The 15,011-nt window shown below is 67.7% G+C and carries 13 protein-coding genes; 8 read left to right on the top strand and 5 right to left on the bottom strand.

Going from position 1 to position 15,011, the window contains the following annotated elements; genetic code table 11:
• The first annotated feature begins 142 nt into the window (after positions 1-142).
• The 7 genes from ACMGG8_RS17105 to ACMGG8_RS17075 all read left to right on the top strand — a co-directional run bounded on the left by ACMGG8_RS17105 (position 143) and on the right by ACMGG8_RS17075 (position 8,599).
• Positions 143-1,045 carry a helix-turn-helix domain-containing protein gene (locus ACMGG8_RS17105; protein ID WP_060841969.1) on the top strand — a complete coding sequence of 301 codons (903 nt, stop codon included), beginning with the start codon at positions 143-145 and terminating at the stop codon, positions 1,043-1,045.
• A 205-nt stretch (positions 1,046-1,250) separates the two neighbouring features.
• Positions 1,251-3,482 carry a TonB-dependent siderophore receptor gene (locus tag ACMGG8_RS17100; protein WP_414157978.1) on the top strand — a complete coding sequence of 744 codons (2,232 nt, stop codon included), beginning with the start codon at positions 1,251-1,253 and terminating at the stop codon, positions 3,480-3,482.
• 6 nt (positions 3,483-3,488) lie between these two features.
• Positions 3,489-4,355, top strand: a complete 867-nt coding sequence (locus ACMGG8_RS17095; protein WP_414157977.1) for a PepSY domain-containing protein — start codon at positions 3,489-3,491, stop codon at positions 4,353-4,355.
• 1 nt (position 4,356) lies between these two features.
• The gene (locus ACMGG8_RS17090) at positions 4,357-5,490 is read left to right on the top strand and encodes an ABC transporter substrate-binding protein (RefSeq protein ID WP_235760049.1); all 1,134 of its coding nucleotides are present in this window, start codon (positions 4,357-4,359) and stop codon (positions 5,488-5,490) included.
• Complete coding sequence (locus ACMGG8_RS17085) at positions 5,487-6,554, top strand: FecCD family ABC transporter permease (protein WP_414157976.1); 1,068 nt, start codon at positions 5,487-5,489, stop codon at positions 6,552-6,554. Before ACMGG8_RS17090 ends, ACMGG8_RS17085 begins: the two co-directional genes overlap by 4 nt.
• Before the next feature lie 47 nt (positions 6,555-6,601).
• Complete coding sequence (locus ACMGG8_RS17080) at positions 6,602-7,381, top strand: ABC transporter ATP-binding protein (protein ID WP_414159946.1); 780 nt, start codon at positions 6,602-6,604, stop codon at positions 7,379-7,381.
• Between the two features lie 3 nt (positions 7,382-7,384).
• Complete coding sequence (locus ACMGG8_RS17075) at positions 7,385-8,599, top strand: MFS transporter (protein ID WP_235760047.1); 1,215 nt, start codon at positions 7,385-7,387, stop codon at positions 8,597-8,599.
• 175 nt (positions 8,600-8,774) lie between these two features.
• Here ACMGG8_RS17075 and ACMGG8_RS17070 read toward each other — a convergent pair whose 3' ends face one another.
• The 5 genes from ACMGG8_RS17070 to ACMGG8_RS17050 form a co-directional block, all read right to left on the bottom strand.
• The gene (locus ACMGG8_RS17070; protein ID WP_108545518.1) at positions 8,775-9,953 is read right to left on the bottom strand and encodes a sugar transporter; all 1,179 of its coding nucleotides are present in this window, start codon (positions 9,951-9,953) and stop codon (positions 8,775-8,777) included.
• Positions 9,954-10,084: 131 nt separating this feature from the next.
• On the bottom strand, positions 10,085-10,684 hold the full coding sequence (locus tag ACMGG8_RS17065) for a TetR/AcrR family transcriptional regulator (RefSeq protein WP_129405679.1): 600 nt from the start codon (positions 10,682-10,684) through the stop codon (positions 10,085-10,087).
• A gap of 144 nt (positions 10,685-10,828) precedes the next feature.
• Positions 10,829-11,716 carry an alpha/beta fold hydrolase gene (locus tag ACMGG8_RS17060; RefSeq protein ID WP_060839817.1) on the bottom strand — a complete coding sequence of 296 codons (888 nt, stop codon included), beginning with the start codon at positions 11,714-11,716 and terminating at the stop codon, positions 10,829-10,831.
• Between the two features lie 21 nt (positions 11,717-11,737).
• Positions 11,738-12,793: a sugar phosphate isomerase/epimerase family protein gene (locus ACMGG8_RS17055; protein WP_414157975.1), complete on the bottom strand. Its 1,056-nt coding sequence runs from the start codon at positions 12,791-12,793 to the stop codon at positions 11,738-11,740.
• Between the two features lie 243 nt (positions 12,794-13,036).
• The gene (locus tag ACMGG8_RS17050) at positions 13,037-13,516 is read right to left on the bottom strand and encodes an Lrp/AsnC family transcriptional regulator (RefSeq protein ID WP_060839819.1); all 480 of its coding nucleotides are present in this window, start codon (positions 13,514-13,516) and stop codon (positions 13,037-13,039) included.
• Between the two features lie 124 nt (positions 13,517-13,640).
• Here ACMGG8_RS17050 and ACMGG8_RS17045 point away from each other — a divergent pair, with 124 nt between their 5' ends.
• Positions 13,641-14,900 carry a methionine gamma-lyase gene (locus ACMGG8_RS17045; RefSeq protein ID WP_060839820.1) on the top strand — a complete coding sequence of 420 codons (1,260 nt, stop codon included), beginning with the start codon at positions 13,641-13,643 and terminating at the stop codon, positions 14,898-14,900.
• The last annotated feature ends 111 nt before the right edge of the window (positions 14,901-15,011 follow it).

Raw genomic sequence — 15,011 nt, 5'->3', positions numbered from 1 at the left:
CGTTTGCGCGGCTTTTTCTTTTGATTGCGCGGCAAGTCCCGGCAGTACGGGGCGCAGAAGCTAAAGGATAATCATTCTTAATTACATGGAAGGATTTTCCTGATAGCGTATGGCCTCTTTTCCGGTCTACAGGGAGTTCGCCATGCTCAGCCCCCACGCTGCGCCGCAGCCTGTCCAAGGGGATTTCACCCTGCACTTTCCCAATCCGCAGCACGCCGGCACGGCGGCCGTGGTGCCGGAAATCACCTTGTCCACCGGGACGGTGCTGATGGACAGCCAGATGTGGATGCAGGAGCCGCTCTGGCAAGGCCTGAAAATCATCCTGGTGCTCAGCGGCCAGCTCAACTGCCGGGTCGAGGGCCAACCGGAGGTGGAGATTCGCGGCCCGACCCTGTGCGCCGTGGCCAACCAGGGCGAGCATTGCGGCGACCATCTGTTCGCCCGCGGCGTGCCGGTGCGCTACACCACGGTGCAACTGGACTTCCCGGCGATCCGCCAGGCTGGCCTTGAGCCCGAGCGCCTGCTGGACCCGCTCGGCGGCGGGCCGATGCTGTTCTGCCAGCCGGCCAGCAAGCCGCTGCTGGCCCTGGCCCAGCAGATCCTCACCTGCCCGCTGCAAGGCCCGACCCGCTCCTTTTACCTGGGAGGCAAGGCCCTGGAGCTCACCGCCCTGGGGGTCGAGGGCATCCTCGCCCATGCCGAGTCGCGGCCGCTGCAGGACAGCCCCGGCAGCGCCGCGGACATCGAGCGCATCCATGCCGCCCGGGACCTGCTGCTCGGTTCCTTGCAGGCCTCGCCGTCGCTGTCCGAGCTGTCGCGCCAGGTCGGCCTCAACCCGCGCAAGCTGACCGCCGGTTTTCGCCAGGTGTTCGGCACCAGCGTCTATGCCTACCTGCAGGAGCAGCGCCTGAGCGAGGCATACCGCTTGCTGGCCAGCGGCGAAACCAATGTCTCCAGCGCGGCCTATCGGGTCGGCTACAGCCCGGCGCATTTCTCCACCGCCTTTCGCAAGCGCTTCGGGGTGTCGCCCAAGTCCTTGCGCTGAATCGCCCTGGTCTTGCATGCCTGGAACCTTGAACAACGCCGCAGCCCGGCGCTGTCGAACCGCGCGCCTGTTGCCCAGGGCGCCCTGCCCGCGCGGTGCCGCAAACGAAAGAAATGGTCGCTCAAGCCAAAGTTTTAGCCGGCAACCCAGGCGCACAAATGAGATACGTTTGCATTCTCATTTAATCCCCATCACGGAGTGAAGCATGGGTAGCCGCGTTGCGCACCAAAACACCCAAGGTTGGCCGGCCGATTGTCCGGTCCTGCGTCCGGCGCTGCGCCGCAGCCCGCTGGCGTGCCTGATCCATGGCCTGGCCCTGGGCCTGTCGCTGACCCAGGCCGGCGCCGCCCTGGCCGCCGATGGCGAGGCCGACAAGGACCACACCCTGACCCTGGACACCAGCGTGATCAGCGCTACCCAGATCGACTCGCCGACCGGCCAGCAAAGCGGCTACGTGGCCAAGCGCAGCCTCAGCGGGACCAAGACCGACGCCTCGCTGAGTGAAATTCCCCAGGCGATTTCCGTGGTCACCCGCGATCAGATGGACGCCCAGCAGGTGCAGTCGGTGAACGAGGCATTGCGCTACACCGCCGGGGTCCAGGCCAACACCACCGCCGCCAGCCAGCGTTTCGACACGATCTCGATCCGTGGCTTCGACGTCACCACCGGCATGCTGCGTGACGGCCTCAAGGGCAACACCGCCCAGGCCTGGCCCAAGGTCGAAGCCTATGGGCTGGAGCGCATCGACGTGCTCAAGGGCCCGGCCTCGGTGCTGTTCGGCCAGAACTCGCCGGGGGGCGTGGTCAACCAGATCAGCAAGCGCCCGCTGGAACAGCCCTTCCATGAAGTGCAGATCCAGGGCGGCAGTTTCGACCGGGCCCAGGGCCAGTTCGACTTCAGCGGCCCGCTGGACGATGAGGGGCAGTTCCTCTATCGCCTGGTGGGGCTGGAACGCGACAGCGGCACCCAGTTCGATCACATCAAGGACGACAAGCAGTACTTCGCGCCCTCCTTCACCTGGAAGCCCAACGACGACACCCGCCTGACCCTGCTGGCCGACTACACCCAGGATGCGTTCGGCGCCCCCAGGGTGTTCCTGCCGGCCCGCGGCACCCTGCTCGGCAACCCCAATGGCAAGGTCAAGCACAACGTCTTCCTCGATGAACCGGGGCTGGACAACGACCGCACCCAGTACTCCCTGGGCTACCTGCTGGAGCACCGCCTGAATGACGTCTGGAGCCTCAACTCCAGCGCCCGCTACGGCCACGTCAATTTGCTGACCAACACCGCCAGCGGCATGTCCCTGGCCCCGGACCTGCGCACGTTGAACCGCGCTGCCTATCGCTTTCGCATCGTCGGCGACACCTATTCCCTGGACAACAACGCCCAGGCCCGCTGGAACCTGGGCAGCACGCAGATGCTGTCGCTGCTGGGGGTCGACTACCGGCGCACCCGCGAGGACTACTACCTGCGCGGCGGCAGCGCCTCGCCCATCGACATCTACCACCCGGTGCACGGCGGCGTGTTCGACCCCAGCACGCCGTTCACCAACACCGTGCAGCGCGCCGATCAGGTCGGGGTCTATGCCCAGCAGCAGTTCACCTTCGACGAGCACTGGGTGCTCACCGTCGGCGGACGCCAGGACCGCTCCAGCGCCCGTACCGACAATCGCCAGGAACACACCGGGAGCAAACAGAACGACGAGAAGTTCACCTACCGCACCGGCCTGGTGTACCTGGCGGACAACGGCCTGGCGCCCTACATCAGCTACTCCACCTCGTTCGACCCGGTGCTGGGCACCAACTTCTACGGCACGCCGTACAAGCCCACCAGCGCCAAGCAGTCGGAAGTGGGGGTCAAGTACCAGCCACCGGGGATCGACAGCTACATCACCCTGTCGCTGTTCGACCTGACCCAGGAAAACGTCAAGACCGCCGATCCCAGCAACCGCCTCAACACCTTGCAGACCGGCGAAGTGAACGTGCGCGGCATTGAACTGGAAGGCAAGGCCAGCCTGGCCCGGGGCCTGGACCTGCTGGCGGCGCTGACCTACAACGACGCCGAGGTGAGCAAGAGCAACAACCCGCTGGAGAAAGGCCGGCGCCCCACCGACACCCCGGAAAAGATGGCCTCGCTGTGGGCCGACTACACCCTGCCCGAAGGCCCCCTGAGCGGCCTCGGTTTCGGCGCCGGGGTGCGCTACATCGGCTCCACCGAAGCCGATGCCGCCAACACCGTCAGCGTGCCCTCCTACACCCTGCTGGACGCGGCGGTGCACTACGACTTCGACAAGCTGATTCCGGCGGCCAAGGGCCTGCGCCTGGCGGTGAACGCCACCAACCTCACCGACAAGCGCTATTACGAAGGCTGCTCGCTGACCAGCTGCAGCGCCGGCTATGACCGCAGCGTCATCGCCAGCCTGCGCTACCGCTGGTAAGCCGCCGTGCTGCGCCTGCGTCACATCTGGCTCGGCCTGCATCGCTGGCTGGCCCTGAGCCTGGGCCTGTTCCTGGCGCTGCTGGGCCTCAGTGGTTCGCTGCTGGAGCTCAAGGGGCCGATCCTGCGCTGGGAAGTCGGGGCGCCGATGCTGCAACTGGCCCCCGGCGAACACGGCGTCCCTCTTGAGCAGAGCGCCTGGATCAGCGCGGCCAGCAGCGCCTACCCGCAGCTGCAGAAAGTCTTCGGCGCGGCGCCGCCGCGCCAGGGCTTTCTCGAATCGGACAACGTGATCGTCTTCGGTGCCCTCAAGGAGCGCCCCGGCACCGGCATCGCCATGATCGATCCCTACAACGGCGAGCCCCGGGGCTTCTTCGTCTTCGAGGACCTGTGGCTGGCCAAGCTGGTGGCCCTGCACCGCAGCCTGCTGTTGCCCCAGGCGTTGGGGTCGAACCTGGTGCTGCTGTGCGGCCTGGTGCTGCTGGGCTCGCTGGGCAGCGGCCTGTACCTGTGGTGGCCGGGCCGGCGCAGTTGGTGGAAAGCCGCCAGCCTGCGCCCCGGCAGCCGGGGCAGCCGACGCCTGCGCGAATGGCACAACCTGGCCGCCGCGTGGCTGTGCCTGCCGCTGCTGCTGATTGCCGGCAGCGGCGCCTGGCTGGCGCGCCCCGATCTGTTCACCTGGCCCGGTGCCCAGCCCATGGCGCTCAAGCCGCTGTTCTCCGCCGCCCACGGGCATTTGCTGCTGGGGGCTTCCGGCGCCTGGCTGGCGTTTGCCTGCGGCCTTTCGTTACCCCTGCTGTACATCACCGGCCTGCTGCTGTGGTGGCGCAAGCGCGTCGCCCGCCGGGCCGTCCAATCGTTCAAGGAAACCTGACATGACACACCGTGATTTCTTGCGCCGCGCCCGGCACGGGCTACTGCGGGGCCTGCTGCCCCTTAGCCTGCTATGGGCCGCCACGGCCGGCGCCGCGACCCTCACCGATCTGGCCGGGCGCCAGGTCCAGGTGCCGGACAAGGTCGAACACATCCTCCTGGGTGAAGGGCGGATGATCTATTCGCTGTCGCTGCTCGAAGGCCAGAACCCCTTCGCCCGTCTCGCCGGTTGGCAGGGGGATTTTCGCGGCCTCGACGTACAGGGCTACGAGGCCTATCGCAAGGTCTTCCCCGAGGCGGACAAGGTGCCGCTGGTGGGCGGCACGTCCGCCGAGACCTTCAGCGTCGAAAAGGCCCTGGCGGTGCACCCGGACCTGGCGATCATGGCCCTGAGCGGCGGCCACGGGCCGAGCCCCGACAGCGAGGCGGTGAAGCAGCTGCAAGCCGCCGGGGTGGCGGTGATCTTCGTCGACTTCAGCGACCATCCCCTGAGCAACACCGTGCCCAGCATGCGCCTGCTGGGCCAGGCCCTGGGCCGCGAGCAGCAGGCCGAGGCCTTCATCGCTTTCTATCAACAGGCCCTGGCCCGGGTCACCGAAACCCTGGCCCAGGCGGCGCCGCTCAAGCAGCCGACGATATTCATCGACATGCTCGCCGGGCTGCAGGACTGCTGCGGCTCGCCGGGCACCGGCAACTTCGGCGAGATGATCAAGCTGGCCGGCGGACGCAACATCGCCGATGGGCGCATCCCCGGGCCCATTGGCGTGCTCAACGTGGAATACATCCTCTCCAGCGACCCGGACGTGTACGTCGCCACCGGGGTCTTCGCCGCCGGCCAGGGCGGCGTGACCCTGGGCTATTCCGCCACCTTGCAGCAGGCCCGGGACAGTCTGCGCCAGGCCGCCCAGCGCCCACCGCTGAACGAGCTGCGGGCGGTGCGCCAAGGCAATGTGCATGGCCTGTGGCACATCTTCTATGACTCGCCGGAGCACCTGATCGCGGTCCAGGCCCTGGCCAAGTGGCTGCACCCGGAGCTGTTCAAGGACCTGGACCCGGACCAGACCCGCCGCGAGCTGTACCAGCGCTTCATGCCGATTCCCGCCAGCGGCGTGTTCGCCACGAGCCTGCAACCATGACCCGGGTCGCCACCGAGGTGCAGGACAGCATCGCCAGCGGGCATTACCGCAAGCGCCATGGCCGCCGGGTGCTGCTGTTGTCCGCCCTGGCCCTGGCCTTGCTGCTGTCCCTGGCCCTGGACATCACCACCGGGCCCTCGGGCATGAGCCTTTCGCGCCTGCTACAGGTGCTCTGGGACCCGGGCTCGATGCCCCGGGTCGAGGCGGTGATCGTGTGGAACGTGCGCCTGCCCTACGCGCTGATGGCGGTGCTGGTGGGCGCGGCCCTGGCCCTGGCCGGAGCGGAGATGCAGACCGTGCTCGATAACCCGCTAGCCAGCCCCTTCACCCTCGGCGTGTCCGCCGCCGCGGCCTTCGGTGCGGCCCTGGCGATTGTCCTGGGCCTGGGCATTCCCGGGGTGCCGGCGCAGTACCTGATCTCGGCCAACGCCTTTCTCTTCGCCCTGGCCTCGGTGGCCTTGCTATACCTGCTGGCGCGCTGGCGCGGCTTCGGCGTCGAGAGCCTAGTGCTGTTCGGCATCGCCCTGGTGTTCGCCTTCAATGCCCTGGTGGCCCTGCTGCAGTTCGTCGCCACCCAGGACAGCCTGCAGCAACTGGTGTTCTGGACCCTGGGCAGTCTGGCCCGGGCCTCCTGGGAAAAGCTCGCCCTGCTGGCCCTGGCCCTGGCCCTGTGCCTGCCGTTTTCCCTGCGCCAGAGCTGGGCCCTGACCGCCCTGACCCTGGGCGAGGAACGGGCCCGCAGCTTCGGCATCGATGTCGGCCGCCTGCGCCTGCTGGCGTTGCTGCGCATCAGCCTGCTGTCGGCGCTGGCGGTGTCCTTTGTCGGCACCATCGGCTTTATCGGCCTGATCGCCCCGCACATCGCCCGCCTGTTGGTGGGTGAGGACCATCGGCTGTTCCTGCCGGCCAGCGTGCTCAGCGGCGGGCTGATCCTGTCCATGGCCTCCATTGCCAGCAAGACCCTGATTCCCGGGGTGCTGGTGCCGGTGGGCATCGTCACCGCCCTGGTGGGCATTCCCTTTTTCATGGCCATTGTCATGCGCAACCGTCGAGGTGTCCTGTGAGCCTGACCGCCCCCTCCACGTCCGGGCTGTGCACCACCGGCCTGAACATGCATTACGGCAACCGCCAGGTGCTGCGTGACGTCGCCCTGCCGAGCCTGGCCGGCGGCAGCGTGACCGCGCTGATCGGCCCCAATGCGGCGGGCAAGTCGACCCTGCTGCGGGGCATCGCCGGGTTGCAGAAAACCAGCGGCCAGGTGCTGCTCGATGGCGTCGACCTGAACCGCCTGCCCCAGGTGGAACGGGCGCAGCACATCGTCTACCTGCCCCAGAGCCTGCCGGAACGCACCCGCCTGTGCGCCTTCGAAGCGGTGCTCAGCGCCGCCATGGCCGGGCATCGCGGTGGCGGCTTCGCCCCCGGGCGGCCCAGTGCCGCGGTGCTGCACGGGGTCGAACAGGTGCTGCAGGACCTGGACCTGACCACCCTGGCCGATCGCCCGATCGACGCCCTGTCCGGCGGCCAGCGCCAGCTGGTGGGGCTGGCCCAGGCCCTGGTGCGCCAGCCCCGGGTGCTGCTGCTGGACGAACCCACCAGCGCCCTGGACCTGTACCACCAGTGCCAGGTGGTGGAGGCCATCACCCGGGCCACCCGCGAACGCCAGTTGATCACCCTGGTGGTGGTCCACGACATCAACCTGGCCCTGGGTTTCAGCCAGCAGGTGGTGGTGCTGCACAACGGCGCCGTGGCCGCCGCCGGACCGGCCCTGGAGGTGATCAACCAACAGTTGCTGCGCGACGTCTATGGCGTCGACGGCCGCCTGGAGCAGGTGCGCGGTCGACCGCTGGTGATGGTCGACGGCCGCCTGCCCTCTCACTCTGCCCTGGGATAAACCATGACCAACGCTCAACACCTGCCCATCGACACCCTGGAAACGCCCCAGGCCGCGGCGGCCTTCGACCTGCGTCCGCTACTGCTGGCCAACCTGACCTGCACCATGGCGATGATGGCCTTTGTCTCGCTGATCGGCCCCATCGCGCGGATTCTTGGCCTGGCCACCTGGCAGGCGGGCATGGCGGTGACCGTTTCCGGGGTGATCTGGATGCTCCTGGCCCGGCCCTGGGGCCGGGCCAGCGACCGCCTCGGCCGGCGGCGCATCCTGCTGCTGGGCACCGGCGGCTTCACCCTGGCCTTTGTCGCCCTAAGCCTGTTCATCGACCTGGCGCTGCACGCCCTGCCCTCGGCCATCCTGGCCTTTGCCGGGCTGCTGCTGGGACGGGGCCTGATCGGGGTGTTCTATGCCGCGATCCCGGTGGGCGGCTACGCGCTGATCGCCGACAACATCGCACCCGAGCACCGGACCCGGGCCATGGCGTCCCTGGGAGCGGCCAACGCCTGCGGCCTGGTGCTGGGCCCGGCGATTGCCGCGCTGCTGGCGCGCCACAGCCTGAGCCTGCCGTTCTACGTGCTGGCCGTGCTGCCGCTGCTGGGTTTCGCCTTGCTCAAGGCGCGGCTGCCGCGCCAGGAGCTGCACCTCAAGCAGCCGCCCAAATCGGTGCGCCTGAGCGACCCGCGCCTGCGCCGGCCGCTGCTGGTGGCGTTCGTCGCCATGCTGTGCGTGGCCATGGCGCAGATCACCGTGGGCTTCTTCGCCCTCGACCGCCTGGGCATGGACCCGGCGCACGCGGCGCAGACCGCCGGCATCGCCCTGACCCTGGTCGGGGTGGCGCTGATCGCCTCGCAACTGCTGGTGCGCAAGCTGGAGTGGCCGCCGCTGCGGATGATTCGCATCGGCGCCCTGGTGGCGGCGCTGGGCTTTGCCACGAGCATCGTCGCGGCCCAGGCCTGGGTGCTGTGGCTGGGGTTCTTCGTTTCGGCCGCGGGCATGGGCTGGATCTTCCCCTCGTTCGCCGCCCTGGCCAGCAACGCGGTGGACGCCGCCGAGCAAGGCGCCACCGCCGGTTCCGTCGGCGCGGCCCAGGGCCTGGGGGTGGTGGTCGGGCCCCTGGCCGGGACCCTGATCTACGGGCTGGAACCGCGCCTGCCCTACCTGCTGGCGGCGCTGCTGCTGGTGCTGGTGGCCTGCTGGCCCGACGCCCGGCGCCGCTAACCCTGGCGGGCGCCCGGCGCGCATGGTCGACATCGCCCCACCGTAGCCGCTGTCGAGCCTCTGGCGAGGCTGCGCGAAGGTCCGCAGGACCTTGCTTGGCGATCGACCGCCGAACCTCCGGCGCCTGCAAGGCCGCCGCGTCTCCTGCGGAGCCGTTCGCAGCCTGCGGCAGCGGCTACACGTTGGTGCGGGCCATGCGCCGCAGGGCCAGGCTGTACAGCAGCAAGGCCAGGGTCGCCAGGGCCCCGCCCGCCAGGCCGACATAGGCAAAACCCAGTTGCCCGCCAACCCAGCTGCCCAGCAGCGCGCCGCCACCGATGCCGATGTTGTAGATCCCGGAGAACATCGCCATCGCCACGTCGGTGGCATCCGGCGCCAGCACCAGCACCTTGGATTGCAGGGCAAGGCCGAAGCCCATGATCGCCATGCCCCAGACCACGCTCAGCGCCACCAGCGACCAGACGTGGCCATTGAGCGGCAACAGCAGGCTCAGGCACAGCGCCAGCAACAGCACCGCGGTCAGCAGGAAGCCCTGCGGGCTGTGGCGGTGCAGGACGCTGAACAGCAGCGAGCCGATGATGCCGGCGCCGCCGAACACCAGCAGCACCAGGGTCACCACCTCGCCGCCCAGGCCCGCCGCCACCTTGATAAAGGGCTCGATGTAGCTGTAGGCGGTGAACTGCGCCGTCACCACCAGCGCCGTCAGCACGTAGATCGCCACCAGCGCCGGGCGCTTGAACAGCAGCGGCAGGCTGCGCAGGGAACCGGAGTTCTGGCTCGGCAGCAGCGGCAAGGTGCGCATCAGCCACAGCACCAGCAAGCCGGCCATGGCGGCGATCACGCCGAAGGTGGTGCGCCAGCCCAGGGCCTCGCCCAGCAAACGCCCCAGGGGAATCCCCAGGACCATGGCCAGCGAGGTGCCGGTGGCCAGCAGGCCCAGGGCCTGCACCTGCTTGCCCGCCGGCGCCAGGCGCACCGCCAGGGACGCGGTGATGGACCAGAACAGCGCATGGGCCAGGGCCACGCCGATGCGACTGAGCATCAGCAGGCCGAAACTGGTGGCCAGGCTGGACAGCACATGGCTGACGATGAACAGGCCGAACAGCACCGTGAGCAACCTGCGCCGCTCGACGTTGCGGGTCAGCAGCATCACCGGCAGCGAGGTCAGGGACACGATCCAGGCGTAGATGGTCAGCATCAGCCCGACCCGCTCGGTGGGCAGGTCGAAGCTGGCGCCGATGGCGCTGAGCAGGCCCACCGGCACGAACTCGGTGGTGTTGAAGACAAAGGCCGCCAGCGCCAGTGCGATGACCGGCTGCCAGTTGCCTTGAGGTGTCGCCGGGGAATCGCTCATGGGGGGCGTCGTACTCTTTGGATGATGGAACAGGTCCAGGACCCGATAAAAAATGCACAACCCGGGCCAGCCTTGCCGGCCCCCGGGTTGCCGAGCCAAGCCCGCTGCCCGGAGCCTCGCCGGGCGCCGCCTCAATTCCCCTGGACGCCGCCCGGGAAGACTTGCATGGCCAGCGCCACGCCCTGCAGCAGGCGCGCCGCGCTGACCCCGTCGCGGGCCTGCACCGAGAGGCCGTGGAGCACCATGGAGTAATAGTCGCCCAAAGACGTTGCATCGCTGTAGCGAGGCAATTCACCCGCCTGCACCGCCGCTTCCAGGCGCTGGATGATGCTCGCGGTCCGCGCCCGGCGATGCTCGGCCAGCCATTCGCGCACGCTGTCGTTGTCGCTCGAGCAGTTCACCGCCGAGGCCACCACCATGCAGCCCCGGGGACCGTCGGGGCGGGTGTAGAGCGCCACCGCGTCCTGCAGCATGCGCTCGATGGCGTGGTAGGCGTTGGGCTCCTGCAGGGCCAGGTCGGCGAAGCCGCCTTCCTGGCTTTCGTACAGCTCGATGGCCTCGCGAAACAGCGCCTCCTTGGAACCGAAGGCGGCATAGATGCGTGCCGAAGCAATGCCCAGGGCCGCCACCAGGTCGGCCATGGAGGTGGTTTCGAAACCTCGGGCCCAGAACAGTTCCTGTGCCTGGCGCAGCGCCAGGTCACGATCGAATTCGCGGGGTCTTCCAGCCATGGGGGTCGGGTATCTCGTCAGGACAGGGAAGGCGTTCGGCGCAGGCCGAACAGCCGGGTGGCGCAGCGCGCCGGGACGAAATGATATTAGATTTGCGCCGGCCGCGGCCATTTTCCGTGCCCGCGGCCGTGCCTGCGCCGTGCCTCAGTCACGGCCCTCCTGCAGAAACGGCAGCAGCAGCGCGAGAAATGCCTCGGGCGCCTCTTCCATGATGAAGTGTCCGCAGTCCGGCACTATGGCGCCGCGCAGGTCGCTGGCGTGGCCTTGCAGGGTCAGCAGCGGCGCATCGTTGGTGGCGTGTTCGGCGCCGATCGCCAGCACCGGCATCGCCAGTGGCCGCTGGGCCCGCAGCCGGTTCTGGCGCACCGTCTCGGGAATCGCCCGGTAGTAGGCAAAGCCGGCCCGCAGCCCGCCCGGCGCCGCATAGGCGTCGATGTAGACCTCGGCGGCCACCGCTTCGCGGCGATGGGACCAGTGGTCGAAGATGTAGCTCAGGTAGGCCCGCTCGCGCCCGGCGATCAATGCCTCGGGCAGGTCCCGCAGCTGGTTGAACATGAAGTGCCAGAGAAAGATGTTCTGCTCCGGCGCCACGAAAATCGGCGGCGCCTCCGCCAACCCGGGGATCACCGCCTCGGTCAGCGCCAGGCGCTCCACCGCCTGCGGCCGGTCGCTGGCCAGGGCGTAGGCGATCCACATGCCGACGTCATGGCCGACCACACTGTAAGAGGCAAAGCCCAGTTGCAGCATCACCTGATGCAGCACCTCGGCCACATGGCCGGTGTCGTAGCCCTGCTCCGGGCGGTCGGACTGGCCGCTGCCCGGCGGGTCCACGGCGATCGCCTGGAAACCCTGGGCCGCCAGGGCCCGGATCACCCCGCGCCAGGCGTACCAGGTCTGTGGCCAGCCGGGGATCAGCAGCACCGGGCGGCCGCTGCCGGCGCTGACGCAATGGATGCGCTGGCCATCGATGCGCACATAGCGATGGGTCAGGCCGTCGGTGTCGGCCTGGGTGTTGTCTGTCAAAGCATTCATGGGTTTTCTCGCTGAGGGGGTTCAGACCATGCCGAGCATGGCGTTGATCTGTTGGCGGTCGATCCGTGCACCGGCGAAGTCGTCGAAGATCCGCTCGGTGACCTGGATCATGTGGCGGTTGATGAACGCCACGCCTTCCCGGGCGCCGTCTTCCTGGTCCTTGAGGCAGCACTCCCATTCCAGGGTCGCCCAGCCCGGGTAGTCGTATTGCGCCAGCTTGGAAAAGATCCCCTTGAAATCCACCTGGCCGTCGCCCAGGGAACGGAAGCGCCCGGCGCGCTCGACCCAGGAGCTGTAGCCGCCATAGATGCCCTGGCGCCCCGTGGGATTGAACTCGGCATCCTTGACGTGAAACATGCGGATGCGCTCGTGGTAGATGTCCAGGTAGCTCAGGTAGTCCAGCTGTTGCAGCACGAAATGGCTGGGGTCGAAGAGGATGTTGCAGCGTGGGTGACGGTCCACCCGTTCATAGAAGCGCTCGAAACTGGTGCCGTCGTGCAGGTCCTCGCTGGGGTGGATTTCGTAGCACAGGTTGACCCCCTGCTCGTCGCACTCATCGAGGATCGGCCGCCAGCGGCGCGCCAGCTCCTCGAACGCCGTCTCGATCAGGCCTTCGGGGCGCTGCGGAAAGGGAAACAGGTAAGGCCAGGCCAGGGACCCGGAGAAGGTGCCCAGCTCACTCAGCCCCAGGCGCCGCGATGCCCTGGCCGCCAGCTTCATTTGCGCTATCGCCCACTCGGTTCTGGCTTGAGGCTTGCCCCGCAGCGCCTCGGGGGCGAAGTTGTCGCACATCGCATCGTAGGCCGGGTGCACCGCCACCAGCTGGCCGAAGATATGGCTGGTCAGCTCGCTGATCTGCAGGCCCTGCTGCGCCAGTTGGCCCTTGAGTTCATCGCAATAGTCCTGGCTCTCGGCCGCCGTGGCGACATCGAACAAGCGCGCATCCCAGGCGGGAATCTGCAGCGCCTTGAAACCCAGGTCGGCGGCCCATTGGGCCATCGCCGGCAGGCTGTTGAATGGCGCGCTGTCGGCACTGAATTGCGCCAGGTGCAGGCTGGGGCCCTTGAGGGTTTTCATCGCATTGCTCCCTATTCTTTGTTGGTCGACAAAGAATAGGGAGGCGCCGCTGCCGCGTCAATCATCGCGTTGCAGAAAAACCCTTTCCGGCGCACGGGTTGCCCCCCAGGAGCGGGCTTGCCAGCGAAGGCCGCGATCGGACAGGCGCGGGTCCGGGCAGGCAAAAAAAAGCCCGCGATCAAGATCGCGGGCCCGCTCTGTTTCACCTGGCAATCACTGTCGGCCCTACACCTGGCCCCGGCCTCAGGCGCCGGGCTGCGGCACCGGAATCTGCCGCAACGGCTTCACCGACTTGAAGGAAAAGCTCGAGTAGATCTCTTTCACCGCCGGCAGGGTCTGCAGCACTTCGCGGGCGAACTCGCCGAAGGATTCCAGATCCCTGGCCAGCACTTCGAGGAGAAAATCGTAGCGTCCGGAGACGTTGTGGCAGGCGATGATTTCCGGAATTTCCAGCAGTCGCTGCTCGAAGGCCCGGGCCGTTTCCCGGGAGTGGGATTCCATCATCACGCTGACAAAGGCGGTGACGCCAAAGCCCAGGGCCTTGGGCGAGAGAATCGCCTGATAGCCGGTGATCACCCCGCTTTCCTCGAGGATCTTCACTCGCCGCCAACAAGGCGACGTGGTCAGGGCGACGCTGTCGGCCAGCTCGGCGGTGGTCAGGCGGGCGTTGTCCTGCAGAGCCAGCAGCAGGGCTTTGTCGGTTCGATCCAGTCCACTGGGCATGTTTTGCCTCTTAATCTTGTTTTTATGAATTTTTATTTCAATTACACGGCATTTAATCAGCCAAATTAGCAATTATTGCGCCGGATTTGAGCATAGCATTAGAGCAAATCCGGGAGCGTTCACCATGAACAATAAAAACAGTGACCTTGGTTTTTCCACGCGCGCCATCCATCACGGCTACAACCCTCAGGAGCATCAAGGCGCGCTGATCCCGCCGATCTATCTGACCTCCACCTTCACTTTCGCCACCGCCGAATACGGCGCCGGCTGCTTTGCCGGCCAGGAGCCCGGCTACTTCTACACCCGCATCGGCAACCCGACCCTGGCGCTGCTGGAGGCGCGCATGGCGGCCCTGGAAAACGGCGAGGCGGCGGTGGCCTTCGGCTCCGGCATGGGGGCGATTGCCGCCACCCTGTGGACCCTGCTGCGGCCCGGCGACGAGATCATCGTCTGCCGGACCCTGTACGGCTGCACCTTCGCCCTGCTGCACCACGGGCTGGCCGAGTTCGGCGTCAAGGTGCGCCATGTCGACATGAGCGACCTGGGCAACCTGCGGGCCGCCATCAGCCCCGCTACGCGGATGATCTATTGCGAATCCCCGGCCAACCCCAACATGCAGCTGGTGGACATTGCCGCGGTGGCCGAAATCGCCCGCCAGCATCCGCGCATCACCTTCGTCGTGGACAACACCTATTGCACTCCCTACCTGCAGCGTCCGCTGGAGCTGGGGGCCGACCTGGTGGTGCACTCGGCCACCAAGTACCTCAATGGCCACGGCGATATCACCGCCGGTGTCGTGGTCACCCGCCAGAGCCTGGCCGAGCGCATTCGCCTGGAAGGCCTCAAGGACATGACCGGTGCGGTGCTGTCGCCCCAGGACGCCTTTCTCCTGATGCGCGGCCTCAAGACCCTGGCCCTGCGCATGGAACGCCACTGCAGCAGCGCCCAGGCCATCGCCGAATACCTGCAGCAACAGCCGCAAGTGCAATGGGTGGCCTACCCCGGCCTGCCATCCTTCCCGCAACACGCCCTGGCGCAACAGCAGATGAAGTTGCCCGGGGGCATGATCGCCTTCGAGCTCAAGGGCGGACTGGCTACCGGCACCCGCTTCATGAATGCCCTGCAATTGTTCAGCCGAGCCGTCAGCCTGGGAGACGCCGAATCCCTGGCCCAGCACCCGGCGAGCATGACCCATTCCACCTACAGCCCCGAGGAGCGTGTCGAACACGGCATCTCCGAGGGCCTGGTCCGCCTGTCGGTAGGCCTGGAAGACGTCGCCGACCTGCTGGCCGATATCGCCCAGGCCCTGGATGCCTGTGCCGAGCCCGCGGCGACACGGCCGGCGCTGGAGGCCATTCCCAGAATCGGCAAGGCCCTTCCTTGAGCGGGATCAGTACCGCCCGGGTCCGGGCGCTCTACAACACCCCGGGGTGTCGCGGCCGTGCCCGAGGCGCGGCGGCGACAGCCCATGCATCACCTGCAACACCCTTTGAAC

Origin of the sequence: Pseudomonas sp. BNK-45 (assembly GCF_047456255.1) — a bacterium.
GTDB lineage: Bacteria > Pseudomonadota > Gammaproteobacteria > Pseudomonadales > Pseudomonadaceae > Aquipseudomonas.
This window is presented reverse-complemented; position numbering and strand designations above follow the sequence as displayed.

What these genes read in the sequence shown, in the direction of transcription:
- ACMGG8_RS17105 (WP_060841969.1), top strand. Translation starts at nt 143, where the DNA reads ATGCTCAGCCCCCACGCTGCGCCGCAGCCTGTCCAAGGGGATTTCACC.
- ACMGG8_RS17100 (WP_414157978.1), top strand. Translation starts at nt 1,251, where the DNA reads ATGGGTAGCCGCGTTGCGCACCAAAACACCCAAGGTTGGCCGGCCGAT.
- ACMGG8_RS17090 (WP_235760049.1), top strand. Translation starts at nt 4,357, where the DNA reads ATGACACACCGTGATTTCTTGCGCCGCGCCCGGCACGGGCTACTGCGG.
- ACMGG8_RS17085 (WP_414157976.1), top strand. Translation starts at nt 5,487, where the DNA reads ATGACCCGGGTCGCCACCGAGGTGCAGGACAGCATCGCCAGCGGGCAT.
- ACMGG8_RS17080 (WP_414159946.1), top strand. Translation starts at nt 6,602, where the DNA reads ATGCATTACGGCAACCGCCAGGTGCTGCGTGACGTCGCCCTGCCGAGC.
- ACMGG8_RS17075 (WP_235760047.1), top strand. Translation starts at nt 7,385, where the DNA reads ATGACCAACGCTCAACACCTGCCCATCGACACCCTGGAAACGCCCCAG.
- ACMGG8_RS17070 (WP_108545518.1), bottom strand. Translation starts at nt 9,953, where the DNA reads ATGAGCGATTCCCCGGCGACACCTCAAGGCAACTGGCAGCCGGTCATC.
- ACMGG8_RS17065 (WP_129405679.1), bottom strand. Translation starts at nt 10,684, where the DNA reads ATGGCTGGAAGACCCCGCGAATTCGATCGTGACCTGGCGCTGCGCCAG.
- ACMGG8_RS17060 (WP_060839817.1), bottom strand. Translation starts at nt 11,716, where the DNA reads ATGAATGCTTTGACAGACAACACCCAGGCCGACACCGACGGCCTGACC.
- ACMGG8_RS17055 (WP_414157975.1), bottom strand. Translation starts at nt 12,793, where the DNA reads ATGAAAACCCTCAAGGGCCCCAGCCTGCACCTGGCGCAATTCAGTGCC.
- ACMGG8_RS17050 (WP_060839819.1), bottom strand. Translation starts at nt 13,516, where the DNA reads ATGCCCAGTGGACTGGATCGAACCGACAAAGCCCTGCTGCTGGCTCTG.
- ACMGG8_RS17045 (WP_060839820.1), top strand. Translation starts at nt 13,641, where the DNA reads ATGAACAATAAAAACAGTGACCTTGGTTTTTCCACGCGCGCCATCCAT.